A 24,405-nucleotide genomic window follows, 5' to 3' on the forward strand; every position below is an offset into this window, starting at 1 on the left:
TTAAATAGCTCGCTATGTAATTTGTTGGCATGAAAAGCCGATCAGTCACGCCTGCTACCAGCAACCGGGTCCCGCAACGCTTGGACGACCAGGTCTGCTTCGCCCTGTACTCGGCCGGCCTGGCCTTGAACAAGGTCTACCGAAAGCTGCTGGCCAATCTAGGGCTGACGTATCCGCAGTACCTGGTCATGCTGGTGCTGTGGGAGCGCGACGGGATCACCGTCTCGGAGATCGGCGAGCGCCTGTTCCTCGACTCGGCGACGTTGACCCCGCTGCTCAAGCGGCTGCAGGCCGCCGATCTGATCACCCGCACCCGCGCCAGCAGCGACGAGCGGCAGGTGATCATCGCCCTCACCGCCGCCGGGCGCGGGCTGAAGGCACAGGCGCGTTCGGTGCCCGGCGGGGTGTTCTGCGCGGCCGAGTGTTCGCCTGCGGAACTGGTCGCGCTCAAAGCGCAGCTCGAGTCCCTGCGCGGCAATCTGCTGCGCAATGCCTGATCTCGCAGGCGCTCGCGAAAGGCGCTCAAAAAAGTAGTGCGCTATCAAAGAACAACTTTCCCCGCGCCGGTGGCGCATTCGCAAACCCAGGAGTCACCCATGTCCCTCGACAGCGTTCTCTACACCGCCCATGCCAGGGCCACCGGCGGCCGCGACGGCCGTGCCGTCTCGTCCGATAACGTGCTCGACGTCAAGCTCAGCACGCCGCGCGAACTCGGTGGTGCCGGCGGCGAAGGCACCAATCCCGAGCAGTTGTTCGCGGCCGGTTATTCGGCCTGCTTCATCGGTGCGCTGAAGTTCGTGGCCGGCCGCGACAAGATCGCTTTGCCGGCCGACACCGCCATCGACGGCAGCGTCGGCATCGGACCGATCCCCACCGGCTTCGGCATCCAGGTCGAGCTGAAGATCGCGCTGCCGGGCCTGCCGCGCGAGCAGGCGCAGGCACTGGTCGATAAGGCCCACCAGGTCTGCCCGTACTCCAACGCCACCCGCGGCAACATCGACGTCACCCTGACGCTGGTCTGATTGCCGTCGACACGTAACGGCACGGATGGGCCACGGTGCCCACCCGTGTGTGGAGTGTCAGGGTCGGGCTTCAAGCACCAGGTTGAACGGTGTCTGCGTGGCGCGGCGGAAGCGGGTGAAGCCGGCTGCTTCCATCACCTCGCGCAGGCGCGCTTCGCCGGCTTGGGCGCCCAGCGCCGGCCCGTTGCGTGCCAGCGATACCGGCACGCAGATCTGCGAGGACGCACCGTAGTAGACGCGCCCGACCGGGTTGAGGTTGTCGGCGACACGGTCACCGGCGAACGGCTCGACCAGCAGGCAGTTGCCATCGCTCTTGAGCGCCTGCCGCGCATGACGGGCGGCACCGACCGGGTCGCCCATGTCGTGCAGGCAGTCGAAGAAGGCGATCAGGTCGAAATGCCCGCCGCTGTAGCCGGTGGCGTCGGCGACCTCGAAGTAGGCGTTGTCGACGCCGGTTTCCTTGGCGCGCTCGCGGGCGACCTCGATCGACGGCGCATGGTAGTCGTAGCCGATGAAGGTGGACTTCGGGAAGGCCTTGGCCATCAGCGTGGTGCTGGCGCCGTGACCGCAGCCGATGTCGGCGACCTTGGCGCCGGCCTTGAGCTTTTCCAGCACGCCGTCCAGGGCCGGCAGCCAGTTCGCCAGCAGGTTGGCGTTGTAACCGGCGCGGAAGAAGCGCTCGGTGCCGCGGAACAGGCAGGGATGATGATCGCCCCATTCCATGCCCTTGCCGGTTCGAAAATTGTCCTTGGTCTGCTCCAGTGCATGGAAGGTGGCCTCGACGATCGAATAGGCGCCGGGCAGATCGACTGGGCCGCCGGGGTCGGCCAGGCACAGGGCCTGCTCCTCGCTGAGCGCGTAGCGGTCGTGGGCCGGGTCGTACTGCACATAACCGCCGGCGGCCTGGTTGCCGAGCCACTCGCGCACGTAGCGTTCATGGGTGCCGGTCTGGCGGGCGAGTTCGGCCGAGTTCATCGGTTGCCTGGCCAGTGCACGGTAGAAGCCGAGCTGGTCGCCGATCAGCACCAGCGTGGCACTGATGGCGGCGCCCAGGTCGCCCACGGCGTGGCCGAGGAATTGATTGAGGCGGTCTTCGTCGATGCTCATCGTGGCGTCCTGGAGGTGTCCTTCCATGGACGTGCGGCAGTACCTGCCGCAGACCCCCTGCCTGGATTTCAACGCGGTTGCGGCGCCGCTACGGACAGGCTGCGGGTTCAGCTCTTGCCGGTGTTGAGGTCCAGCACCACCCGGATCAGGCCGGGTGCGTCCTGCTGGAATTCGCGTTCGAAGCCCAGCGACTGCGCCAGCGCCAGCATCGCGTGGTTGTGCTCGAACACGTCGCCGTAGACGCGGTCGAGCTTCTTGCCGCGCGCCCATTTGACCAGGCGGGTCATCAGGTAGCGGCCCAGCCCCATGCCGGCGACGTAGTGGCTGACCAGGATCGCGAACTCGGCGTCGCGGCCGTTGTTGTCGATGGCGATGCGCGCGACCGCGCCAACCAGTGCTTCGCCGGGCGGCAACGGCTCGGCGGCAACCAGGGCGAACTCGGTCTTGGGGTTGATCCGGGTGAAGCGCTCGGCCATGTCCGGGCTGAGCTCCTTCAACGCATAGAGGAAGCGCTGGCGCACTTCCTCCGGCTGCAGCAGGCCGAAGCTGGCACGGATCGGCTCGGCGTCCTCCGGCCGGATTGGACGGATCAGCACTTCGCGTCCGTTGGGGAGACGCTGGCGTTCGTGCCAGGGCGGGAGTCGTTCGCGCGCGGCCATGGGCCGATATTGGCACACTTGCCGTGCAAGCGCGTGTCGAGGTTTTCACAGGGCCGGGCCCTGGGCGGCGACCGGCGGGGAGGGGCGATGGACGAGTCGGTGTTGCGGGGTTGGTCGGCCGGATGGCCCGGTGTCAGCGACTCGGTGAAATGGGAGGACGACCTGGTCTTCTGCGTCGCCGAGAAGATGTTCTGCGTGCTCTGCCTGCGTGGCCCGCAGGCGGGCAGCTTGAGTTTCAGGGTCGAAGACGAGCGGTTCCTGGAGCTGACCGAACGGCCCGGCTTCATCCCGGCGCCCTACCTCGCCCGCGCGCACTGGGTGCACGTGGCCGAGCCCGGCCGCCTGCCCCCGGGCGAGCTGCACAGTTTGCTGCGGCGCAGTTACGAGTTGGTGCGCGCGCGGCTGCCGAAGAAGACCCAGCGCGAGCTGGTCGACTGAGCGACCGCATTCGCGCGCGGTGGCCGGTGCTAGACTCGCCCCGCTTCAACTCCGCATTCGATATCCAAGGAAGACAAGCATGGCCGGTGGTGGTGATTCGACCCGTGCGATCCTGTTCGCGCTGGGCGCCAACTTCGCGATCGCGGTCGCCAAGGGCGTGGCCGCGTTCTTCACCGGCTCCAGCGCGATGCTGGCCGAGACCGTGCACTCCCTGGCCGACTGCGGCAACCAGCTGCTGCTGCTGCTGGGCATGAAGCAGGCCAAGAAGCCGCCGTCGCCAGACTACCCGCTGGGTTACGGCAAGGCGATCTACTTCTGGTCGTTCCTGGTCGCGGTGATGCTGTTCACCGTCGGCGGCATGTTCTCGCTGTACGAGGGCATCCACAAACTGCAGCAGCCCGAACCGCTCAAGCAATGGTGGTGGGCGGCCGGCGTGCTGGTGTTCGGCATCGTCGCCGAGGCCGTCTCGATGCGCGCCTGCCTGCACGAGGTCAACAAGGCGCGCGGCAACCGCTCGCTGTGGCAGTGGTTCCGTGAGAGCCGCCAGGCCGAACTGGTGGTGATCTTCGGCGAGGACCTGGCCGCGCTGCTCGGCCTGGTGTTCGCACTGGCCGCGGTGATGCTGGCCGTGATCACTGGCAACCCGCTGTGGGACGCCATCGGCACCATCGCCATCGGCGCGCTGCTGATCATCGTCGCGGTGTTCGTGGCCATCGAGGTCAAGGCGATGCTGATCGGGCAAAGTGTGGACCCGGCGCGCCAGCAGCAGATCCGCGAGTTCCTCGACGCGCGGCCGGAAGTGGCCCGCGTGATCAGCCTGATCACCCTGCAGCTGGGCGACGAGGTGATGGTGTCGGTGCAGGCACAGATGCGCGAGGAGCACAGCGTCGTCGCGCTGACCGACCAGATCAATGCGGTCGAGCGCGCGCTCAAGCAGGGTTTTCCGGAAGTGCGCTGGAGCTTCTTCGAGCCGGACGTGAAAGCCGGGGTCTGAGCCGCCGGAAGGAAAGACCAGAAAGCCCGGCTCCAGCCGGGCTTTTTTCTGGGAGCCTCAGGCGTCAGCGGCCTTCGGTCACCAGCCATTCCACGCGGGCGCTGGCGGCCGGGCTTTCGCCGAGCGCGCGCGCCAGCAGCGGCAGGACTGCGGCCAGGGTCTGGTCGAGCTGCCAGGGCGGATTGAGCAGCAGCAGGCCGCTGCCGTTCATGCGCAGCGGCGAATCGTCGGCGCGCACCAGCAGTTCGGCGACCAGCGACGACTTGGCTGGCAGGGCGGCAGCGCGGCGGTAGAACGGCTGCAGCGAGCGGCGCAACTTGATCGGATACCACAACGCGCAGGTCGCCTGCGGCCAGCGGGTCAGGGCCTCGCGCAGGGCACCGATGGCGCTGTCGAACTCTTCCAACTGCGCCTCATAGGGCGGATCGATCAGGACCAGGCCGCGGTTGAACCGGGTCGCGCCGATCCGCGGCGGCAGCAGGGCCTTGATCGCGGCGTAGCCGTCGCGCGCATGCACGGCCACGCGCGGGTCGTCGGCAAAGTTGCTCTTGAGCTGGGCGGCCTCCTCCGGTTGCAGCTCGCAGGCGGCGATGCGGTCCTGCTCGCGCAGCGCCTGCGCCAGCAGCCACGGCGAGCCGGGGTAACTGGCCGGGCCGTGCGCGGCGCGACAGGCCTTGATCGCGGCGAGGTAGCGGGTGATCGCCGGGTGCTTGGGCGCTTCCGCCAGCAGCCGGCCGATGCCGCCTTCGGCTTCGCCGGTGCGCATCGCCGAGTTGCCGTCGAGCGCGTACAGGCCGCGACCGGCGTGGCTGTCGAGGGCGAACAGGGGGGCGGGCTTGGTGGTCAGGGCGTCGCAGAGCGCCAGCAGGGCGACGTGCTTGAGCACGTCGGCGTGATTGCCGGCATGGAAGGCGTGGCGATAGTTCATGGCGGGCATCTTATAGAAGCCGTGGCTTGGAGGTCGCGGCCCGCGCCTGCACTATGTCGGGCAGCGCCCCACCCACGATGGCCGAATGCCCCGGATCCTGCTGGTCGAAGACGAAACCGCGATTGCCGCGATCGTGCTGCATGCGCTGCGGGCGGAAGGTTTCGAGGCGATGCATTGCCTGACCGGCGGCGAAGCCCTGCGTCTGGCCCGGGACGAGCGTTTCGACCTGGCCGTGCTTGACGTCGGCCTGCCGGACATCGGCGGCTTCGCCCTGTGTCGGGAATTGCGCCACGGGCGCGATCTGCCGGTGATCTTCCTGACCGCACAGAACGCCGAGGCCGAGCGCATCCTCGGTCTGGAGATCGGCGCCGACGACTACGTGACCAAGCCGTTCTCGCCGCGTGAGCTGGTGGCCCGGGTACGTGTGGTGTTGCGTCGCACTCAACCGACTGCCGCGACCGGGGCGGGCGACGGGTTTGTCCATGACGTCGACGGCAAGCGCATCCGCTACCGCGGCCTGCCACTCGACCTGACCCGCTACGAATATGGCCTGCTGGCTGCGTTGCTGCTGCGGCCGGGCGCGGTGCTGTCGCGGGCACAGTTGATGGACCGCGTCTGGGGCGACGCGCTGGACAGCAACGACCGCACCGTCGACACCCACATCAAGACCTTGCGCGCCAAGCTGCGCGAGGTGGCGCCCGACACCGACCCGATCCGCACGCATCGCGGCCTGGGCTATTCGCTCGAACTGGGCTGAACCTGCGCACATGAACATCGGCCTGCGCATCTTTCTCGGTTACTTCGTCATCGTCGCGTTGGCGGGGCTGCTGTTGGCGCAGGTATTCGTCGCGCAGGTGAAGCCGGGCGTGCGCCAGGCGATGGAAGACACTCTGGTCGACACCGCCAACGTGCTGGCCGAGCTGGCCACTGACGACTTCGTCGAAGGCCGCATCGGCGAGGGTGATTTCGCCAAGCGCGTGCGGGCGATGGCACAGCGCGATTACGGCGCGCGGATCTGGGGTTTCGGCAAGCGCTCCTCGCAATACCGTATCTACGTCACCGACGCGCAGGGGCGGGTGGTGTTCGACAGCAGCGGACGCGATGTCGGCAAGGACTATTCGCGCTGGAACGACGTCTACCTGACCCTGCAAGGCCGCTACGGCGCGCGGTCCACGCGCGTGGATCATGCCGACCCCGACTCGACCGTGATGCACGTCGCCGCGCCGATCCGCGACGCCGGTGGCCGCATCATCGGCGTGCTGACGGTGGCCAAACCAAACCGCACGATCGCGCCGTTCATCGAGCGCAGCCAGGCGGTGGTGCTGCGCTGGGGCGGGGTGTTGCTGGGGGTGTCGTTGCTGATCGGCCTGCTCGCGGCGTGGTGGCTGTCGCGCCAACTCGGCGGGCTGCGCCGTTACGCCCATGCCGTCACCGCTGGCGAGCGGGCGACACCGCCGCCGGCGGTGGGCGAATTCGGCGAACTCGGCCGCGCACTGGAGACGATGCGTGATCGCCTGGAAGGCAAGCAGTACGTCGAGCAGTACGTGCACACGCTGACCCATGAGATGAAGAGTCCGCTGGCGGCGATCCGCGGCAGTGCCGAACTGCTCGAAGGTCCGCTCGATGAGGCCGACCGCACCCGTTTCGCCACGGCGATCCGCAGTCAGAGCGAGCGGTTGGCGCAGATGATCGACAAACTGCTGGCGTTGGCCGCGGTCGAGCACCGCCAGCGGCTCGACAAACCCGAAGCGGTGAGCCTGGGTGCCATCGCCGAGGAGGCCGCCGAGCAGTGCGCCCCGCGCCTGGTGCAAGCCGGATTGACCTTGTGCTGCGAGCTGGAGCCGGGGCTGCCGACGCTGCCGGGCGATCCATTCCTGTTGCGGCAGGCGCTGGTCAATCTGATCGACAACGCCGCCGATTTTTCGCCGGCCGGCGCTACGATCGAGCTGCACCTGCAGTGCAGCGGTGACAGGCAGCGCATGGAAGTGCGCGATCGCGGCGCGGGCATTCCCGATTACGCGCAGGCGCGCGTGTTCGAGCGTTTCTACTCGCTGCCGCGTCCCGGCCACGGCAGCCGCAGCAGCGGCCTGGGGTTGTGCTTCGTCGCCGAGGTCGCGGCCCTGCACGGCGGCGAAGCGGCGCTGGTCAATCGCGAGGGCGGTGGTGCGGTTGCCAGCCTGACGTTGCCGGGTTGACTGCCAGCGAATCCCGCCGACTTCACTTTCGCTTCACCGTCGCATCATCATCGCCCCGCACGACCTGTCGATCCTGCCGTCATCACCACGACAGGAGTTGGACATGAGGCTTGCCCTGAAAATATTCATCGTGCTGGGGATGACCCTGGCGATACTGATTCCGCTGTTGATGATCCGTGGTGTCATCCATGACCGCCAGCAATACCGCGCGCAGGCGGTGGCCGATATCGCGCGCAGTTATGCCGGTGCGCAGTCGTTCGCCGGGCCGGTGCTGGTGGTGCCGTACACCGAGACCGTCGAGGTCGAGGAAACCGACAAATACAACATCGCGCACAAGGTGCGGCGGCAGAAGACCCGGCATTGGACTTTCTTCCCGACCACCCTCGACGTGCGCGGCCCAATGCAGACCAGCACGCGCAAGCGTGGTCTGCACGAGGTGCGCGTGTACGAGTGGCAGGCCCAGGCCAAGGCGCGCTTCGACGTGAAAGTCCCGGACGACGCAGATGCCGCCAGTGACCGCCGCATCGGCCGTCCCTGGTTGAGCTACGCCCTCGCCGATGCGCGCGGTGTGCGCTCGACACCACAGTTGCGGGTGAATGGTCGCGCGCTTGCGGTCGAGGAAGGGCTGGGCAGCCGCGACGGTGCCGGCCTGCACGTGCGCCTGGAGGCGCCCACGGCCGGACAGACGCTGGTGCTCGACAGCGAGCTCGACCTGCTGCTGGGCGGTACCGAGTCGCTGGCGCTGGTGCCACTGGGCAAGAGCAATCGCTTCGCTCTCGAGTCGGGCTGGCTGCACCCGAGCTTCGTTGGTACGTCGCCGCGTTATGAGATCGGCCCGCAGGGCTTCAAGGCCGATTGGGAGGTCGCTTCGGTCGCGACCAATGCGCAACGCCAGTACCGGGAAGGCATGACGCTGCCGGTGACCGGCGGTCCACAGGCCGAGACGACCGACCTGGCCGGCATCGACGCGGTCGGCGTGCGTCTGATCGAGCCGGTCAACGTCTACACCCAGGCCGACCGCGCCACCAAGTACGGCCTGCTGTTCGTGCTGCTGACCTTTGTCGGCTTTTTCATGCTGGAGCTGATCAAGCAGTTGCCGATCCACCCGATCCAGTACGGCCTGGTCGGTCTGGCGCTGGCGATCTTCTTCCTGTTGCTGGTCAGCCTCAGCGAGCACATTGAATTCATCTGGGCCTACCTAGCCGCAAGCGTCGCCTGCATCGGCTTGCTCGGCTTTTACCTGAGCGCGGTGCTGCGCAGTGTAGGCCGAGGCCTTGGCTTCGCGGCGATGCTGGCGACGCTGTACGCCGCGCTGTACGGTCTGCTGGTGTCGGAGGACAACGCGCTGGTGCTGGGTGCCGGCCTGCTGTTCCTGATCCTGGCCGCGATCATGGTGGTGACGCGCAAGGTCGACTGGTACCAGTTGGCCGGAGCGCGGCCCGCGGCGCGTGATTGATAGTGACGCGGTCGCAGGCTTTGCCTGCGGCCGCATCTTGTTGAAGCGGTTTAATCGTGGCATCGGGCGTTGCGCTGCAGCGCCCGATGCGTCCTCCCCCTGTGCAGGCGGGTTCAATAAGATGTACGTCATGGATGCCACCGTTCCGGATACCGCCCGCGGGCTTGCCGTGCGCAGCTTCGTCGGCGCTGCGATCGCACCCTACCTCGATGACCTGGCGCGGCTGCGCATCGCCGTGTTCCGCGACTGGCCGTATCTCTACGACGGCGACGCCGGCTACGAGGCGTTGTACCTGCGCACTTACCTGCAGTCGCCGCGCAGCATCGCCGTGCTTGCCTTCGACGGCGACCGGGTGATCGGTGCTTCCACCGGCCTGCCGCTGGCCGACGAGTCGGAGGCGTTCCTGACGCCGTTCGCGCACGCCTCGGTCGAGCCTCGCGAAGTGTTCTATTGCGGCGAGTCGGTGCTGCTGCCGTCCTACCGCGGTCGGGGCATCGGCCACCGCTTCTTCGACGAGCGCGAGGCACACGCGCGTGGCTTTGGTGATTACGCCTGGACTGCGTTCTGTGCGGTCGAGCGTGACGCTGCCGATCCGCGCCGACCGGCCTTCCACCGTGGCAACGAGGCCTTCTGGCACAAGCGCGGCTACCGCCCGCGGCCCGAACTGCGCGTGTCGTTGCCGTGGCGCGAGGTCGGGCAGGGCGAGGTTGGGCACAGTCTGGGTTTCTGGCTGCGGCCGCTGGAGCGCAGTCGATGAGCGGCGCGATGAAAGTAGCGGTCGCCAAGTACCGGATCGATGGCCCGGATGCGTTGCCCGACTTCGCCGCGTACGCCGACAAGCAGGCGCGCTGGCTGGCCGAGGCGCAGGCGATGGGCGCGCAACTGGCCGTTTTGCCGGAGTATCTGTCATTGGAGCTCGGGGCGACGTTTGACGAGGCCATCCGCGGTGATCTGCACGCCTCGCTGGTAGCGACGCAGGCCTGCCATGCCGCTTGGCTCGATCTGTACGCGCGGCTGGCCCGCGAGCTGCGCATGCACGTGGTCGCCGGCAGCTTTCTGCTCGACGTGGGCCGCGGTCGCTACCGCAACCGCAGCTACGCCTTCGCGCCGGATGGCAGTCACGTCTGGCAGGACAAGCTGCGTCTGACCGGGTTCGAGAAGCAAGCTGGCGTGATCGAGCCCGGCGATGCCTTGAAGGTGTTCGAGACCGGCGCGATGCGCAGTGCGGTGGCGGTCTGCTACGACAGTGAGTTCCCCCTGCCGGTGCGCGCCCAGTGCGAGGCTGGCGCGCGCCTGCTGATCGTGCCCAGCTGCACCGACACCGAGGCTGGCGCGACCCGCGTGCGCGTGGGTTGTCTGGCGCGCGCGCTGGAGAACCGCTGCTTCGTCGCGCAGTCGGTCACTGCCGGCGTGGCGCCGTGGAGCCCGGCGCTGGATGTCAACACCGGCGAGGCGGCGCTGATCGCACCGATGGATGTCGGCCTGCCGCACGACGGCATGATCGTGCAGACCCGTGGCGAGCAGCACTGGGCCGTGGCCACGCTCGATTTCGCCGCGCTGGAGGCCAGCCGCGCCCATGCCCAGGTCGCCAATGATCGCGACTGGTCGAGCCAGTATTTTCCGAGCGTGCAGCGGGCGAAGATGAGTGCGTTTGCGCGGTGAGACAGGCAGGGCTGCCTGGATCCTTGCCGCCATCTTCATACGGTGACCGGGGCTCGAAGGCACAGGGATTTTTTGCTCGTCATCCCCGCGCAGGCGGGGATCCAAGGACGTTGCTTTTACCGGTGAAAATAGGGTTCCACTTTGCTGTTGCTCTTCTCAAAGGCTTCCGTCCGCCTGCCGGCGGCCGGGTCACTTTCTTTTGCTGGCCCAAAAGAAAGTGACCAAAGAAAACGGCCTCCCCGACAAATCAATCCCATTGACGGAGTTCGTATCGGCATTTTCCGACTCGCCATCCATGGCTCGGTCGGAAAACAGCGTGCATCCATGCACGCTGCCCTTCGGGTCTAGAAAAGTGATTGGCTGTCGAACATCAAAGAAAATCTTGTCGCATCGAGGCAATCGCACCTCACAGCCGCTTACCCGAACAGCGACACCCCGGGTACCAACCACAGCGACAGTGTCGCCAGTGCGGTACCGATCGCCGTCGCGGCGAGCACGTCACTGGGGTAATGCAGCCCCAACACCACGCGCGAGACCGCGACGCTGGCGGTGAACGGCACCAGCAGCCAGGCCAGCACCGGGTAGTGCGCGAGTGCCACCAGGGTGAAGGCGACTGCGTGCAGGGTGTGGCCGGACGGAAAGCTGAACTCGTCCAACGGCGCCACCCAGGCGTGGATGCGCGCGTCGGAGGCGAACGGCCGCGGTCGTCGTGTCCAGCGCTTGAGCAGCTTGTACAGGCTCAGCGCGATCACTCCGGTCGCGGCCAGGTGTGCGGATGCCGTCAGGCCGTCGAGTCCGTCGATCACGATCAGTGCGGCCATCAGCACGTACCAGAACACACCGTCGCCGAGCCGGCTGACCGCGGCGAAATAGGCGCGCGAACGGCTGCGTTCGCCGAGCCGGTTGGCGCGCAGGCACCAGCCGGACTCGCCGACAACCAGGCGTTCGCGCAGGGGCAGGCGACTCATGGGCAGGCGGTTCATGCGACCTCCTCGTCGGCCGGGCGGGTGGCTGGTTGCGATGCGTGTCGGTTGGCGTCGGCCAGGTTCTGCAGCAGCGCGTCGAAATCAGCGGCGACCTGGTCCGGTCGCAGGGCGCTGACCGCCTGCCGCGTGGCCATGCGCATCGCCTGGCGAGTGAGGTCGTCGCCGCCGATGCGCACGCAGGACTGGATGAAGCCGGCTTCGTCGCTTTCGGCCAGGGCCGCGCCGTGCACGCCATCGCGCAGGTACTCGCGCGCGGCGCCGTAGTCGAAGGCGACGGTCGGCACGCCACTGGCCAGCGCTTCCAGGGTGACGTTGCCGAATGTCTCGCTGAGACTGGGGAACACGAACAGGTCGCCGCTGGCGAAGTGTCGGGCGAGCGCCTCGCCGCGCTGCACGCCGCAGAAGATGAAATCGGGGTTGTCGCGTTGCAGCTTCTCGCGGGCAGGGCCGTCGCCGACCCAGACGAAGCGCGCCTGCGGCCGGGTCTTGCGCAGCTCGCGGAATGCGCGCACGGCCAGGTCGAGGTTCTTCTCCGGGGCGATGCGGCCGACGTAGATCGCGGCCACGTCGGCTTCGTCCAGGCCCCATTCGCGGCGCAGGGTGGCATCGCGCTTGCCGGGGTCGAACAGCACGGTGTCGACCGCGCGCGGCAAGCACACCACACCGTCGAAGCCTTGGGCTTCGAGGAAGTCGGCCAGCTCGCGGGTCGGCACCAGGGTGGCGTCGGCGCCGTTGTGGAAGCGGCGCATCCAGCGCAGCGCGGTCTGCGCCAGGAAGGCCACGCCGTAATCGCGCATGTACTCGTCGAAGCGGGTGTGGAAACCGGTCGCGACCGGAATGCGCAGGCGCCGCGCCGCACGCAGCGCCGACCAGCCGAGCGGGCCCTCGGTGGCGACGTAGATCGCATCGGGCGGGGCGTCGTGCCAGGCGGCAGTCAGTCGACGCGTGGCCGGCAAGCCCAGGCGCAGGCCGGGGTAACGCGGCAGAGGGGCGCTGCGCACCAGGATCTCGTGCCCGCTGCCTCGCGTTTCGTCGGCTTGCCGGGGGCGCACCAGCGTGACCTCGTGGCCACGGGCGCGCAGGCCCTGCTCCAAACCCTGCACGGTCAGGGCGACGCCGTTGATTTCCGGCGGGTAAGTCTCGGTGACGATCGCGTAGCGCATGCGCGGCTCCGGTTTGGGCAAGCCTGCGCGCGCGCAGTGTACCGGCGGTGGCAATGCGATGACGCCGGCATGACGACGGGCGATGAAAACGGTTACTTGTTGTTATCGGGCCGGAGCGCATCCTGGGATGGGTTCCACGTCGCGGCGGCGTTAACGAAAGCCTTTCTACAATCGCGTGCTTACTGTCATCCGCTTTAGGAGTGCGCGTGCAACGACGCGAGATGTTGCTGGCCGGCCTGTCCTGGCCTTTGGTTTCGTTGGTGGGGGCCGGGTTGCCGTCGTCATGGGCGCGGGCTGCCGCCCCGATGCCGTTCGGCGCGGACACCGTGGCCGGACTGGCGCGTGCGCTCGCCGCCCAACCGTTCCATCCCCAGGACAAGCAGCTGCCGGCGTCGCTGGAGAAGATCGGCTACGACCAGTACCGCAGCATCCGCTTCAACCCCGCCCAGGCGCTGTGGCGTGGGCAGGCGTTGCCGTTCCAGGCGCAGTTCTTCCATCGCGGCTTCTTCTTCCGCGATCGCGTCGATGTCTACGCGGTGGCCGACGGGGTCGCCACGCCGGTGGTGTACCGCCCGGCGCAATTCACCTTCGACGGGACGCCGGCACCGAAGGAAAACGACCTCGGCTACGCCGGCTTCCGCCTGCATGCGCCGATCAACCGGCCGGAGTATTTCGACGAGGTCTGTGCCTTCCTCGGCGCCAGCTATTTCCGCGCGGTCGCCAAGGGCCAGTCGTACGGATTGTCGGCGCGCGGCCTGGCGTTGAAGACCGGTGACCCGGCCGGCGAGGAGTTTCCGGTGTTCCGCGCGTTCTGGCTGGAGCAGCCGGCGCGTGGTGCCGGGCAGGTCGTCGTGCACGCGCTGATGGACAGCCCGAGCGCGGCGGCGGCATTCCGTTTCGTGATCCAGCCGGGTACGCAGACCGTGTTCGACGTGACGATGCGTCTGTACCCGCGCGTTGCGCTGGCCCAGGCCGGCATCGCCCCGTTGACCAGCATGTTCCAGTTCGATGCCAACGACCGCGTTGGCATCGATGACTATCGCCCCGCGGTGCACGACTCCGACGGCCTGGCCCTGATCAACGGCAACGGCGAGCAGGTCTGGCGACCGCTGCACAACCCCTCGGTGCTGCAGGAAAGCGGCTTCCAGGACACCAACCCGCGCGGTTTCGGCCTGATGCAACGCAAGCGCGCCTTCGCCGATTACGCCGACAGCGAGGCGCATTACGAGAAGCGTCCGAGCCTGTGGGTGGAGCCTCGCGGCGACTGGGGCGAGGGCGCGGTGCATCTGTTCGAGCTGCCGACCGCCGACGAGTTCCATGACAACATCGTCGCGTTCTGGCGGCCCAAGCAACCGCTGGCTGCCGGCCGCGAGCACCGCTTCGACTATCGCCTGCACTGGTGCAACGAGCACAGCTGGCTGCCGCAGCTGGCGACGGTGACGCGCACGCGCATCGGTGGCATCGAAAAGAAACCGGGCGCGAGGCTGGTGGTGATCGACGTCGCCGGCGGGCGCCTACAAGGCATTCGCAACGAAGCAAGCGTGCGCGCGGACGTGACGGGGGACAAGGGCAAGGTCGCCAACGTCACCGCCCACGCCAGCCCGGAAGGTGGTGGCTGGCGCATCGCTTTTGAGCTGCACCCGGGCAACGAGCGCAGCATCGAATTGCGCGCGCTGCTGCGCGACGACGCCGGTGCCTTGTCCGAGACCTGGTTGTACCGGTGGACGCTGTGACCGTCACGCCGACATCGGCGCTGCTGCCCGGCACGAGCGATGTACCCGAGCTGGCCAACCTGCCGGCGGAAGCGCCGCTGGAGATGCCGGTGCAATCGCTGCGCGAGGGCGCGCTGCAGCATCGTGTCCTGCCGACCACGCCCAGTCGCATGGCCTGGCGCCGCGCCTGCGTGATCGGCGGCGCCGGCGCGCTGACGCTGATTGCCGCCTACCAGATCTGGTGGGTACTGCGCGGCGCCGGCACCGATGTGCTGGAGACCCTGCTGCTGTTGCTGTTCATCGCCTTGTTCGCGTGGATCGCGCAGGCATTCGTCAGCGCCCTGGCCGGCTTCGTCCTTATCGTGACGCGTCATGCCGCCCGCCTCGGGTTGTCGAGCGAAGGCGCATTGCCGACGCTGAGCTCGCGCACGGCCTTGCTGATGCCGACCTACAACGAGGACCCGCAGCGCTTGCTGGCCGGGCTGCAGGCGATCTTCGAGTCGGTGCGCGCGACCGGGCAGTTGTCGCAGTTCGATTTCTACGTGCTCAGCGACACCACCCGCCCCGACGTGCAGATTGCCGAGGAGCAGGCCTTCGCCGTGTTGCGTGAGCGCAGCGGTGGCCCAGCGCAGTTGTTCTATCGCCGCCGCAGCGACAACAGCGAACGCAAGGCCGGCAACGTCGCCGAGTGGGTGCGCCGCTTCGGTGGTGCCTACCCACAGATGCTGATCCTCGACGCCGACAGCCTGATGACCGGCGAGACCATCGTGCGCCTGGCCGGTGCGATGGAACGCCATCCCGACGTCGCCCTGATCCAGACCTTGCCGATGATCGTCAACGGAACCACCCTGTTCGGGCGTATGCAGCAGTTTGCCGGACGCGTGTACGGTCCAGTGATCGCCCATGGCGTGGCCTGGTGGCACGGCGCCGAAAGCAACTACTGGGGCCACAACGCGATCATCCGCACCCGTGCCTTTGCCGAGCAGGCCGGGCTGCCGGAACTGCGCGGTTTCAAGCCATTCGGTGGCACCGTGCTCAGTCACGACTTTGTCGAGGCGGCGCTGCTGCGTCGCGGCGGTTGGGCGCTGCACATGGTGCCGGGCCTGGCCGGCAGTTACGAGGAAGGCCCGCCGTCGCTCACCGACATGCTGATCCGCGATCGTCGCTGGTGCCAGGGCAACCTGCAGCACGGCGCCGTGTTGCCGGCCAAGGGCCTGCACTGGATCAGCCGTTGGCACCTGCTGATGGGCATCGGCCATTACTTCACCGCGCCGATGTGGGCGATGCTGATGCTGATCGGCCTGGCCATTCCGCTGCAGAAAGCCGGACTGGTGTGGAGCGACCTGGCCCTGCCGGGTTTCTCGCCGACCGCCTACTGGCGCGAGCAGGACCCCGAGCGCTTCGTCTGGGTGTTCATCCTGACCATGTCGGTGCTGCTGGCACCCAAGGTGATGGGGTTTCTCACCCTGTTCCTGGACCGTGACACGCGCCGCGGCTGCGGCGGGACGGTGCGCGCGTTCTGCAGCATGCTGCTGGAAACCCTGCTGGCCGCGCTGATGGCACCGGTGACGATGTACGTGCAGTCGCGCGGCGTGGCCGAGGTGTTGGCCGGCAAGGATTCGGGCTGGGAGACGCAGCGTCGCGACGACGGCAGCCTGCCGCTGTCGAGCCTGTTGCGCAGCTACGGCGGCATGGGCGTGCTCGGCGTGGTCGCCGGCATGATGGCCTGGATGATCTCGCCGTCGCTGGCGGCGTGGATGGCGCCGGTGATCCTCGGCCTGGTACTGGCGATTCCGATCGTTGCCCTGACTTCGGCGCGTGCGCCGGGGCAATGGCTCAAACGCGTCGGTATCTTCTCGACCCCGGAGGAAAGCGCCCCCCCCATGGTGCTGGTGCGGGCGGCGGAATTGCGCAGGGCGATAAAGAAGTAGGCGGATCAAGCCGCTTTTGCTTTTAGTTCGACAACCAGACCAGCTACTAGACCCGAAGGGCGGCGTGCATGGATGCACGCCGTTTCCGGCCGAGCCAGGATGGCGAGTCGGAAAATCCCCTTAGCCGTTCCGATCGTGGGGCTGATGTGTCGAGGAAAGCCCTTTCTTTGGTTACTTTCTTTGGGCAGCAAAGAAAGTAACCCGGCCGCGTCAGCGGACGGAAGCTTGGGCTTGTAGCTTTAGGGGAGCGCGGAATCATTGCCGTCATCCCCGCGAAAGCGGGGCGAAGGGACGCGCTTGCGAACCACTGTTCGCGCGGCACTGAGCGCCATTGCGCCGTGCGCAATGGCTGGGGATCGCAGATCCTTTAAGCCATTGAAAGCAACGTCCTTGGATTCCCGCTTTCGCGGGAATGACGAGCAAAAAGTAGACCGGGCCTTACTTCAGGTGGACGAACAGCAAAAGCACCAGACCTGCCGCCCCTTCAAATCGCCTCAAGCCGCAACGCAATTCCCAGTCCCGCCATATCCTGCGGCTCGCCCTCGATGTCGGCGCGGATCAGCGGCCGCGACTCCAGCCAGCGCTTCGACACGGTCAGGGTGAGGCTGTTACCGTCGGCACGGGCGATGAGCTGCGGGATCGGGTCCGCTTCGTGCGCGCGATGCAGCAGCACCGACAGCCGCAGCAGTGCAGAGGTGCGGCGCACGGCCGCAAGCAGGCGGTCGGGCAGGGCATCGAACGCCGACTTGGGGATGCCGCGGCGGTGCGTGCGCACCAGCGCGGCGAGGAACTGCTGCTGCTGACGCGAGAAACCGGCGATATCGGAGTTCTCGACCACGTACGACCCGTGCACGTGGTACTGGCTGTGGGCGATGGCGAGGCCAAGCTCGTGCAGGCGCGCGGCGCGCTGCAGCATCAGGCGGTCGTCGGCGTCGAGCAGCCAGTTGTCGGCGACCTGTTCGAACAGGTGCAGGGCGGTGTCCTCCACGCGCCGCGCCTGGGCATCGTCGATGCCGTAGCGCTGCATCAGTGCGGCGACCGAGGCATCGCGCGGGTCGTCGACGCCGCCGCGGCCGAGCATGTCGTAGAGCACGCCCTCGCGCATCGCCGCCTTGCTCACCGCCATGCGCTTGAGGCCCAGTGCGTCGAATGCGGCTTCCAGGATCAGCACGCCGCCGGCGATCACCGGGCGCCGCTCGGAGGACAGCCCGGGCAGGTCTATGGCTTCGATGCGGTCGGCCTGCAGCAGGCGGTCGCGCAATACCGGCAATGCCTCGGCGGTGACGGCGCCCTTGGTCAGCTTCATCGCCGCGCAGATCTCGCCGATCGCCTTGTTGGTGCCCGATGATCCCAGCGCCTCGTCCCAGCCCAGTGCGCGGTAGGTGCCGGCGAACTGCTGGAATTCGGCGGTGACCTCGGTCAGCGCCTCGCGCCATTTCTTCTTCGACAGCTTGCCGTTCTCGAAGAACCGGCGGGTGGTGGCGATGCAGCCCAGCTGCAGGCTTTCGCGCTCGATCGCCTCGAAGCCGGAGCCGATGATGCATTCGGTCGAGCCGCCGCCGATGTCGATCACCATGCGCAGCTCGCCGGGCTTGGACGGCTGCGCGTGGGCGACGCCGAGGTAGATCAGGCGCGCCTCCTCGCGGCCGGCGACGATTTCGATGGCGTGGCCCAGCGCGGTTTCGGCCGGCATCAGGAATGCTTGCGGTGCTGCCAGGCGGCGCACGGTGTTGGTGGCGATGGCACGCACGCGCTGCGGCGGGATGTCGCGGATGCGCTGGCCGAAGCGGGCCAGGCAGTCGATCGCGCGCTGGCGCACCTCGGGGGCGAGCCCGCCCTTGCGGTCCAGGCCCTCGGCCAGGCGCACGGTCTCGCGCAGCCGGTCGACGATGCGCAGCTGGCCGAGCACGTAGCGCGCGACCACCATGTGGAAACTGTTGGAGCCCAGGTCGACGGCGGCCAGCAAATCGCCGTCCGACAGCGGCAGCTTGCTGGTGGGGTAGGTATCACTCATCAGCAAATGATCCACGGTCGGGTGCGGCCACGTCCATCTCGGCAGCGCCCGGCCGTCCTTCATCCGCAGAGGTCGGCCAGCAGCGAGGCCTGTGCCGAATGCGGTGGGGCATCGCCCTGCGGGGTCACGCGCCGGTAGCCGCCGTCCGATTGCAGCTCCCAGGCGTTGAGGTTGTCGGCCAGGTAATTGGCCAGCGCCTCATCAAAGACGCGCGCGGCCAGCTCCGGCACCAGGATCGGGAAACCGGTCTCGACCCGGCGCAGCAGGTTGCGCTCCAGCCAGTCGGCGCTGGAGCAGAACAGGTCGGGATCGCCGTCGTTGCCGAACCAGTAGACGCGGTGGTGTTCGAGGAAGCGGCCGACGATCGAGCGCACCCGGATGTTGTCGGAGATGCCCGGCAGGCCCGGGCGCAGGGTGCAGGCGCCGCGCACGATCAGGTCGATCTGCACGCCGGCCTGCGAGGCCAGGTAGAGCGCGCGGATCACCTGCGGCTCGTTGAGGGCGTTCATCTTGGCGATGATGCGGGCCGGCTTGCCGGCCTTGGCGTGGCGGGTCTCGCGGTCGATGCGCTTGAGCACGCCGGCGTGCAGGGTGAAGGGCGACTGCAGCAGGCGCTTGAGCTTGATCAGCGGTGCCAGCCCCGACAGCTGCTGGAAGATCTGGTGGACGTCGGCGCCGATGTCGGGATCGGCGGTGAGCAGGCCGAAGTCGGTGTACACGCGCGCGGTGCCGCTGTGGTAGTTGCCGGTGCCCAGGTGCACGTAGCGGCGCAGCTTGCGGCCCTCGCGGCGCACGATCAGCAGCATCTTGGCGTGGGTCTTGTAGCCGACCACGCCGTACACCACCTGCACGCCGGCGTCCTGCAGGCGGTCGGCGAGGCCGAGGTTGGCCTCCTCGTCGAAGCGCGCGCGCAGTTCGACCACCACGGTCACGTCCTTGCCGTTGCGCGCGGCCTGCACCAACTGCTCGACGATCGGCGAGTCCTTGCCGGCGCGGTACAGGGTCTGCTTGATCGCCAGTACGTTGGGGTCTTCAGCGGCCTGCTTGATCAGCTCAAGCACCGGCGCGAACGAGTCGAACGGGTGGTGCAGCAGCACGTCGCCGTCGCTGATGCGATCGAAGATGGTTTCGCTGTCGCGCAGCAGGCGCGGCTGGAACGGCGGGAACTTCAGCTCCGGGCGCTGTACCAGGTCGTAGACCTGGATCACGCGGTTGAGATTGACCGGGCCGTTGATGCGGTAGACCGCGTTCTCGGGCAGGTCGAAGTTTTCCAGCAGCGTGCGCACGATCGGGGGCGGACACTGCTCGGCGATCTCCAGCCGCATCGCGCGCAGGTAGCCGCGCCCGACCAGCTCGTCGCGCAGTGCCAGCGCTAGGTTCTCGACCTCGTCCTCGTCGACGATCAGCTCGGAATTGCGGGTGACGCGGAATTGATAGGCACCCTTGACCTTCATCCCCGGGAACAGCTCGTCGACGAACACCGACAGCACCGAGGACAGGAACACGAAATCGTGCGGCCCGCCGGAGATCGACTCCGGCAGCTGGATGATGCGCGGCAGCGAGCGCGGCGCGCGCACGATCGCAAGATGGCCGGCGCGGCCGAACGCGTCCTTGCCCTCCAGCACCACGACGATGTTCAACGACTTGTTGAGGATCTTCGGGAACGGGTGCGCTGGATCGAGGCCGAGCGGCGACAGCACCGGCATGATCTCGTCGCGGAAATAGGCGCGCAGCCATTGCGTCTGGCGCTCGTCCCAGGCGTCGCGGCTGAGCACGCGCACGCCGGCGTCGCCCAAGGCCGGGCGCAGTATCTCGTTCCAGCATTCGTACTGCGCCTTCACCAGCTCGGCGGCGCGGTCATGGATGCGCGACAGCACGGTCGCCGGTGGCAGGCCGTCGGCGCCGGGGGCGAGGCCCAGGTCCTGGGCATGGCGCAGGGTGCCGGCGCGGATCTCGAAGAATTCGTCGAGGTTGGTGCAGGAGATGCACAGGTAGCGCAGGCGTTCGAGCAGCGGCACCTGCGGGTCCTGCGCCTGTGCCAGCACGCGGAAATTGAAGTCAAGCTGCGACAGCTCGCGGTTGAAGTACAGGTTGCTGTCGCGCAGCGGATCGGTGTCGAGGGTGGCGGTGTCTACGGCGGCGGCATTCATGGCAAAGCCTCGGACAGCGCGAAATCATCGCGCCGGCGCACGCGTTCGGCGCCGAAATGGCAGGAGAAAGTGCTGCCGCGCCCGACCTCGCTGGAGATTTCCAGCCGCGCCTGGTGCAGGTTCAGCACGTGCTTGACGATCGACAGGCCCAGGCCGGTGCCGCCGCTCTCGCGCGAGCGGCTGGTGGAGACGCGATAGAAGCGCTCGGTGATACGCGGCAGGTGCGCGGGCGGGATGCCATAGCCGCTGTCGGCGACCTCGAGCACGACGCCGCGGCCGTGCGCCTCCGGACGGAAGCGCACACGGATGCTGCCGCCGGCCGGGGTGTAACGGATCGCGTTGCCGACCAGGTTGGAGAAGGCGCTGTGCAGTTCCTTGTTGGAACCCCACAGGTCGACGCCGGCGCTGTCTTCCACGGTGATCTCGTGGCGGCCCTGGCTCAAGGCCGCGGCTTCGCGTTTGAGCGTGGACAGCATCGGCGCCATCGCCACGGTTTCCTCGCCGGGCAGGCTGTCCTGCGATTCCAGCCGCGACAGCATCAGCAGGTCCTCGACCAGCTGGGTCATGCGCTGCGACTGGCGCTGCATCTCGGCCAGCATCGGCGCCCAGTCCGGGTGCTCGCTCGGGTCGAGCATGTCGAGGTAGCCGTGGACCACGGTCAGCGGCGTGCGCAGTTCGTGCGAGACGTTGGCGACGAAATCGCGGCGCATCTGCTCCAGTTGCAGCAGGCGGCTGACGTCGCGCGCGACCAGCAGCCACAGGTCGTCCGAGTAGGGGATCAGGCGCAGGCTCAGGGTGACCGCTGGATTCCAGGGCGAGGTCACCTCCAGCGCCTCGGCGTTGCGCCCCGCCGCCAGCCAGTGCGCCAGCTGCAGCGGTTGCAGGCGCTGCACCAGCGGCGCGCCGATATCGCGCGGGTAGTGCAGGCCGAACAGGCCGGTCGCGGCCTCGTTGAACCACGCGATGCGCTGGCTGTTGCGTTCGACCACCACGATCGCATCGGGCAGGGCCGCGGCGGCGGCGCGGTAGGCGCGCAGCATCTCGATCAGGCGCTTCTTGCGGCCGCGCATCTCCGACTGGCTGCGGTGCAGCAGGCGGTCAAGCTCGTTCCAGATGCCCTCACCGAGCGGCGGTGTCAGCCGCTGTCGTGCGGTCAGCCGCAGCAGCACGTTGCGCAGCCGCCAGTAGTGCCAGGCGACCACGCCCAGTGCAGCCAGCGTCACCACCGGCCACGGATGACCGATCAGCACGCCGACGATGGCGGCGACGGCCAGGATCAGGGCGAGTTGGCCGAGGGTGCGAAACCAGGCGAAGCGGGCGCGGGGTGGCATGGCCAAGAAGACTAGTAACCCAGGTGATCAGGTGCATTCCGAGCGTAGCAGGGAAGCGCGCCACCGCCAGCCGGCAGTGGCGCGCAGTGCCCACTGCGTCGCGAATGAAAGGGGGCGGGAGGCATCGTCGGCCTCCTGCGTGTCATGCCGCCAGCGAGGCGGAGAAGCGGTAACCGGCGCCGCGCACGGTCTGCACCATGCCATCGAGCTGGTGCGGTTCCAGGGTCTTGCGCAAGCGGCGGATGTGCACGTCGACGGTGCGCTCCTCGACGTAGACGCTACCGCCCCAGACATGATCGAGCAGTTGCGTGCGCGAGTACACGCGCTCGGGGTGGGTCATGAAGAAATGCAGCAGGCGGTATTCGGTCGGGCCGATCTGCACCGGCTGGTCGCTGCCGTCGGCCTGGGCGAACACACGGTGGGCGGCGCCGTCGATGCGCAGCGAACCGATGCCGACGCTGCCGTCCTCGTCGTCCTCGCGCGAGCGGCGCAGCACCGCGCGGATGCGGGCCAGCAGTTCGCGGGCGGAAAAGGGTTTCACGACATAGTCGTCGACGCCCGCCTCGAGCCCGCCGACGCGGTCGTTCTCCTCGCCGCGCGCGGTCAGCATGATGATCGGCACCTCGCGGGTGAGCTGTTCCTTGCGCCAGCGCCGGGCCAGTTCCAGGCCGCTGGTGCCGGGCAGCATCCAGTCGAGCAGGATCAGGTCGGGCACGCGGTCGGCGATGGCCGCCTGCGCCTCGCGGGCATCGCCGGCATGGACCGGGTCGTACTCGCCCTTGCGCAGGGCGAACGACACCATGTCGCGGATCGCGGGTTCGTCTTCAACAATCAGGATGCGCTTCTGCACACGGTCACCGGGGGAAGAGACTGGAAGGTCCTTGAAGCCGCGCCAGTACACTACCGTTTTGTGACGGCGGCATGACAGCGTCACGCCGCGGTCGTGTGGACGCCGGCATCGCGCAGCGTCTAGCGGCGGCGCAGGTCCTCGTCGCGGATGCCCTGACGCTTGAGTTCGAGCACGGTCGGGGTGATCGCGGCGATCCGCGCCTCGATGCGGGCGCGGGCGTAATAGTCCAGGTCCGAGCGCTTCTTGAGCGTATTCAGCTGCACCAGCGCCTGCTCCGGGCGGCCGCCGAGATAGGCTGCCTCGGCATAGGCCTCGCCGGCGCGGATCGGGTCGCCGGCGATCTCGCAGGCGCGGGCGAACACGCGCTGGAACACGGCGTCGTCACCGGAGTTGCCCAGCAGCGGTCGCAGCACCGCCTGCGCGCGCTTGCCGGCGTCGACGGTGTTGCGTTCGCCGAGCACCTGGGCGTAGGTCAGCGCCACGGCGCGGTTGTTTGGGGTCTGCCGCAGCAACGCCTCGAAGCGGGCATCGGCCGCGGCCGCCTTGCCGGTTTTCGCCTCGGCCTCGGCCAGGGCCAGGGTCAGCCAGCTGTCGCCCGGATGCCTGGCGAGCAACTCCGCCAGCACCGGCACTGCGGTCGCGGCCTGGTTGGCCCGCAGCCGCGCCAGCGACGAGCCATACCGTTGCGCGTCGTCGAGCTTGCCGCCGTTGCCGATCCGCTCGTACTCGCGGATCGCGTCCTGCGGGGTGTTGGCGCTGAACACGCGCAGGCGTTCGCGGGCGTATTCGAAGCGGCCGGTGGTGCCGGTCGTGACGGCCGCACTCAGGTCGGTCGTGATGTGCTTCGGCAGCAGCGGGTTGAGCACGCCGTCGCTGCCGAACTGCGGCTTCGCGGCAGTGTCGCGCCGGCACTGCGCCGGACCGTCCGGGTCGCGCACGCACACCTCGCTGGTGCCCGATTCGCGGCGCATCCGCTGCGCACGGTCCTTGGCCTCGGTGATGCGGGTGATGGTGACCGGGTGGGTCATCAGCCAGTCGGGCGCTTCGCCCCAGTAGTTGGCGCCGTTGCTGCGCGAGCGCGCCTGCATGGTGGCGAAGAAGTCCGCCATCGCCATCGGGTCGTAGTCGCTGCGGTTCAGGGTCTGGATGCCGAGGCGGTCGGCCTCCGATTCGTTGGAGCGGGTGTAGTCGATCTGGCGCTGCTGCATCAGGCCCATCGCACCGGCCATCGCCGCCTGCGCGGCGTCGTCGGAGGAATTGCCACCGGCGGCCTGGGCGGCGACGATCGCGCCAAGCATCGCCAGCAGGATCGGCAACTGGTCACGCTGGGCGCGCTCGACACCGCGCAGGACGTGTTGCTGGGTGACGTGGGCGATTTCGTGGGCGATCACACCGGCGACCTCGTCCTCGCGCTCGGCGGCCAGCACCAGGCCGGAATTGACGCCGATGTAGCCGCCCAGGGTGGCGAAGGCATTGATCTGCCGCTCGCGCAGCATGAAGAAGGTGAACGGCTGGCGTGGCCGGTCACTGTTGGCGGCCAGGCGCGTGCCGAGGGTGTCGAGCCAGCTGTCGATCAGCGGGTCCTCGAGCAGATAGTCGTAGTGGCGCAGCTGCGCCAGCATCATCGCGCCGTATTCCCCCTGCTGACTTGGCGTCAGCAATTCGCCGGCGGAGGAGCCGATGTCGGGCAGGCTCGACTCCTGCGCCGGTGCGCACAGGCTGGCGACGGCGAGGGTGATGGCGGCAGTGAGCAGGGCGATGCGGCGCAAGCTGTAGGTCCCCTCAAGGGCGGTTCTTGGTGGCACGT

21 protein-coding genes are annotated in these 24,405 nt (G+C 68.1%); 11 read left to right on the top strand and 10 right to left on the bottom strand.

Annotated elements, in window-relative coordinates; genetic code table 11:
• The first annotated feature begins 29 nt into the window (after positions 1-29).
• Complete coding sequence (locus tag ACFOLC_RS09095) at positions 30-497, top strand: MarR family winged helix-turn-helix transcriptional regulator (RefSeq protein ID WP_386758920.1); 468 nt, start codon at positions 30-32, stop codon at positions 495-497.
• Positions 498-596: 99 nt separating this feature from the next.
• A complete protein-coding gene (locus ACFOLC_RS09100) occupies positions 597-1,022 on the top strand; it encodes an organic hydroperoxide resistance protein (protein WP_386758921.1) in 426 nt (141 codons plus the stop codon).
• Between the two features lie 57 nt (positions 1,023-1,079).
• Here ACFOLC_RS09100 and ACFOLC_RS09105 read toward each other — a convergent pair whose 3' ends face one another.
• The gene (locus ACFOLC_RS09105) at positions 1,080-2,129 is read right to left on the bottom strand and encodes a class I SAM-dependent methyltransferase (protein ID WP_386758922.1); all 1,050 of its coding nucleotides are present in this window, start codon (positions 2,127-2,129) and stop codon (positions 1,080-1,082) included.
• Positions 2,130-2,236: 107 nt separating this feature from the next.
• Positions 2,237-2,788, bottom strand: coding sequence for a GNAT family N-acetyltransferase (locus ACFOLC_RS09110; protein ID WP_386758923.1), 552 nt, complete (start codon positions 2,786-2,788; stop codon positions 2,237-2,239).
• 87 nt (positions 2,789-2,875) lie between these two features.
• On the opposite strand from ACFOLC_RS09110, the gene ACFOLC_RS09115 reads away from it, so the two are divergent.
• Together ACFOLC_RS09115 and ACFOLC_RS09120 are read left to right on the top strand one after the other, a co-directional pair.
• Positions 2,876-3,226: an MmcQ/YjbR family DNA-binding protein gene (locus tag ACFOLC_RS09115; RefSeq protein ID WP_386758924.1), complete on the top strand. Its 351-nt coding sequence runs from the start codon at positions 2,876-2,878 to the stop codon at positions 3,224-3,226.
• Positions 3,227-3,305: 79 nt separating this feature from the next.
• Complete coding sequence (locus ACFOLC_RS09120) at positions 3,306-4,220, top strand: cation diffusion facilitator family transporter (RefSeq protein WP_386758925.1); 915 nt, start codon at positions 3,306-3,308, stop codon at positions 4,218-4,220.
• A 64-nt stretch (positions 4,221-4,284) separates the two neighbouring features.
• Here the strand turns inward: ACFOLC_RS09120 and ACFOLC_RS09125 are convergent, their stop codons facing one another.
• Positions 4,285-5,148 carry a 23S rRNA (adenine(2030)-N(6))-methyltransferase RlmJ gene (locus tag ACFOLC_RS09125; protein WP_386758926.1) on the bottom strand — a complete coding sequence of 288 codons (864 nt, stop codon included), beginning with the start codon at positions 5,146-5,148 and terminating at the stop codon, positions 4,285-4,287.
• Between the two features lie 85 nt (positions 5,149-5,233).
• On the opposite strand from ACFOLC_RS09125, the gene creB reads away from it, so the two are divergent.
• The 5 genes from creB to ACFOLC_RS09150 all read left to right on the top strand — a co-directional run bounded on the left by creB (position 5,234) and on the right by ACFOLC_RS09150 (position 10,461).
• Positions 5,234-5,905: a two-component system response regulator CreB gene (gene creB, locus ACFOLC_RS09130; RefSeq protein WP_386758927.1), complete on the top strand. Its 672-nt coding sequence runs from the start codon at positions 5,234-5,236 to the stop codon at positions 5,903-5,905.
• Between the two features lie 10 nt (positions 5,906-5,915).
• Positions 5,916-7,343, top strand: a complete 1,428-nt coding sequence (gene creC, locus ACFOLC_RS09135) for a two-component system sensor histidine kinase CreC (RefSeq protein ID WP_386758928.1) — start codon at positions 5,916-5,918, stop codon at positions 7,341-7,343.
• A gap of 103 nt (positions 7,344-7,446) precedes the next feature.
• On the top strand, positions 7,447-8,799 hold the full coding sequence (creD, locus tag ACFOLC_RS09140) for a cell envelope integrity protein CreD (protein ID WP_386758929.1): 1,353 nt from the start codon (positions 7,447-7,449) through the stop codon (positions 8,797-8,799).
• Between the two features lie 130 nt (positions 8,800-8,929).
• Positions 8,930-9,556: a GNAT family N-acetyltransferase gene (locus ACFOLC_RS09145; RefSeq protein WP_386758930.1), complete on the top strand. Its 627-nt coding sequence runs from the start codon at positions 8,930-8,932 to the stop codon at positions 9,554-9,556.
• A gap of 8 nt (positions 9,557-9,564) precedes the next feature.
• Complete coding sequence (locus tag ACFOLC_RS09150) at positions 9,565-10,461, top strand: carbon-nitrogen hydrolase family protein (RefSeq protein WP_386758931.1); 897 nt, start codon at positions 9,565-9,567, stop codon at positions 10,459-10,461.
• A 416-nt stretch (positions 10,462-10,877) separates the two neighbouring features.
• Here ACFOLC_RS09150 and ACFOLC_RS09155 read toward each other — a convergent pair whose 3' ends face one another.
• Positions 10,878-11,444 carry a phosphatase PAP2 family protein gene (locus ACFOLC_RS09155; protein WP_386758932.1) on the bottom strand — a complete coding sequence of 189 codons (567 nt, stop codon included), beginning with the start codon at positions 11,442-11,444 and terminating at the stop codon, positions 10,878-10,880.
• Complete coding sequence (locus ACFOLC_RS09160; protein WP_386758933.1) at positions 11,441-12,610, bottom strand: glycosyltransferase family 4 protein; 1,170 nt, start codon at positions 12,608-12,610, stop codon at positions 11,441-11,443. Before ACFOLC_RS09160 ends, ACFOLC_RS09155 begins: the two co-directional genes overlap by 4 nt.
• Positions 12,611-12,816: 206 nt before the next feature.
• Between ACFOLC_RS09160 and ACFOLC_RS09165 the strand changes: the two genes are divergently transcribed.
• Positions 12,817-14,343 carry a glucan biosynthesis protein gene (locus ACFOLC_RS09165; RefSeq protein WP_386758934.1) on the top strand — a complete coding sequence of 509 codons (1,527 nt, stop codon included), beginning with the start codon at positions 12,817-12,819 and terminating at the stop codon, positions 14,341-14,343.
• Positions 14,340-16,253: a glucans biosynthesis glucosyltransferase MdoH gene (gene mdoH, locus ACFOLC_RS09170; RefSeq protein WP_386759040.1), complete on the top strand. Its 1,914-nt coding sequence runs from the start codon at positions 14,340-14,342 to the stop codon at positions 16,251-16,253. The genes ACFOLC_RS09165 and mdoH overlap by 4 nt, the downstream gene beginning before the upstream one ends.
• Before the next feature lie 484 nt (positions 16,254-16,737).
• Here the strand turns inward: mdoH and ppx are convergent, their stop codons facing one another.
• From ppx to ACFOLC_RS09195, 5 genes are all read right to left on the bottom strand, one after another.
• The gene (ppx, locus tag ACFOLC_RS09175; RefSeq protein ID WP_386758935.1) at positions 16,738-18,267 is read right to left on the bottom strand and encodes an exopolyphosphatase; all 1,530 of its coding nucleotides are present in this window, start codon (positions 18,265-18,267) and stop codon (positions 16,738-16,740) included.
• Between the two features lie 59 nt (positions 18,268-18,326).
• Positions 18,327-20,417: a polyphosphate kinase 1 gene (ppk1, locus tag ACFOLC_RS09180; RefSeq protein ID WP_386758936.1), complete on the bottom strand. Its 2,091-nt coding sequence runs from the start codon at positions 20,415-20,417 to the stop codon at positions 18,327-18,329.
• A complete protein-coding gene (gene phoR, locus ACFOLC_RS09185) occupies positions 20,414-21,748 on the bottom strand; it encodes a phosphate regulon sensor histidine kinase PhoR (RefSeq protein WP_386758937.1) in 1,335 nt (444 codons plus the stop codon). Before phoR ends, ppk1 begins: the two co-directional genes overlap by 4 nt.
• Positions 21,749-21,890: 142 nt before the next feature.
• On the bottom strand, positions 21,891-22,598 hold the full coding sequence (phoB, locus tag ACFOLC_RS09190; RefSeq protein ID WP_386758938.1) for a phosphate regulon transcriptional regulator PhoB: 708 nt from the start codon (positions 22,596-22,598) through the stop codon (positions 21,891-21,893).
• Positions 22,599-22,717: 119 nt separating this feature from the next.
• Positions 22,718-24,367, bottom strand: a complete 1,650-nt coding sequence (locus ACFOLC_RS09195) for a M48 family metalloprotease (RefSeq protein ID WP_449284294.1) — start codon at positions 24,365-24,367, stop codon at positions 22,718-22,720.
• Positions 24,368-24,405: the final 38 nt, after the last annotated feature.

It is taken from the genome of Lysobacter cavernae (assembly GCF_042648505.1).
In the GTDB taxonomy this organism is placed as follows: domain Bacteria; phylum Pseudomonadota; class Gammaproteobacteria; order Xanthomonadales; family Xanthomonadaceae; genus Lysobacter_L; species Lysobacter_L cavernae.

What these genes read in the sequence shown, in the direction of transcription:
- ppk1 (WP_386758936.1), bottom strand. Translation starts at nt 20,417, where the DNA reads ATGAATGCCGCCGCCGTAGACACCGCCACCCTCGACACCGATCCGCTG.
- phoR (WP_386758937.1), bottom strand. Translation starts at nt 21,748, where the DNA reads ATGCCACCCCGCGCCCGCTTCGCCTGGTTTCGCACCCTCGGCCAACTC.
- ACFOLC_RS09110 (WP_386758923.1), bottom strand. Translation starts at nt 2,788, where the DNA reads ATGGCCGCGCGCGAACGACTCCCGCCCTGGCACGAACGCCAGCGTCTC.
- ppx (WP_386758935.1), bottom strand. Translation starts at nt 18,267, where the DNA reads ATGAGTGATACCTACCCCACCAGCAAGCTGCCGCTGTCGGACGGCGAT.
- ACFOLC_RS09160 (WP_386758933.1), bottom strand. Translation starts at nt 12,610, where the DNA reads ATGCGCTACGCGATCGTCACCGAGACTTACCCGCCGGAAATCAACGGC.
- ACFOLC_RS09150 (WP_386758931.1), top strand. Translation starts at nt 9,565, where the DNA reads ATGAAAGTAGCGGTCGCCAAGTACCGGATCGATGGCCCGGATGCGTTG.
- creC (WP_386758928.1), top strand. Translation starts at nt 5,916, where the DNA reads ATGAACATCGGCCTGCGCATCTTTCTCGGTTACTTCGTCATCGTCGCG.
- ACFOLC_RS09095 (WP_386758920.1), top strand. Translation starts at nt 30, where the DNA reads ATGAAAAGCCGATCAGTCACGCCTGCTACCAGCAACCGGGTCCCGCAA.
- ACFOLC_RS09155 (WP_386758932.1), bottom strand. Translation starts at nt 11,444, where the DNA reads ATGAACCGCCTGCCCATGAGTCGCCTGCCCCTGCGCGAACGCCTGGTT.
- ACFOLC_RS09120 (WP_386758925.1), top strand. Translation starts at nt 3,306, where the DNA reads ATGGCCGGTGGTGGTGATTCGACCCGTGCGATCCTGTTCGCGCTGGGC.
- ACFOLC_RS09100 (WP_386758921.1), top strand. Translation starts at nt 597, where the DNA reads ATGTCCCTCGACAGCGTTCTCTACACCGCCCATGCCAGGGCCACCGGC.
- ACFOLC_RS09115 (WP_386758924.1), top strand. Translation starts at nt 2,876, where the DNA reads ATGGACGAGTCGGTGTTGCGGGGTTGGTCGGCCGGATGGCCCGGTGTC.
- creD (WP_386758929.1), top strand. Translation starts at nt 7,447, where the DNA reads ATGAGGCTTGCCCTGAAAATATTCATCGTGCTGGGGATGACCCTGGCG.
- creB (WP_386758927.1), top strand. Translation starts at nt 5,234, where the DNA reads ATGCCCCGGATCCTGCTGGTCGAAGACGAAACCGCGATTGCCGCGATC.
- ACFOLC_RS09125 (WP_386758926.1), bottom strand. Translation starts at nt 5,148, where the DNA reads ATGAACTATCGCCACGCCTTCCATGCCGGCAATCACGCCGACGTGCTC.
- ACFOLC_RS09105 (WP_386758922.1), bottom strand. Translation starts at nt 2,129, where the DNA reads ATGAGCATCGACGAAGACCGCCTCAATCAATTCCTCGGCCACGCCGTG.
- ACFOLC_RS09145 (WP_386758930.1), top strand. Translation starts at nt 8,930, where the DNA reads ATGGATGCCACCGTTCCGGATACCGCCCGCGGGCTTGCCGTGCGCAGC.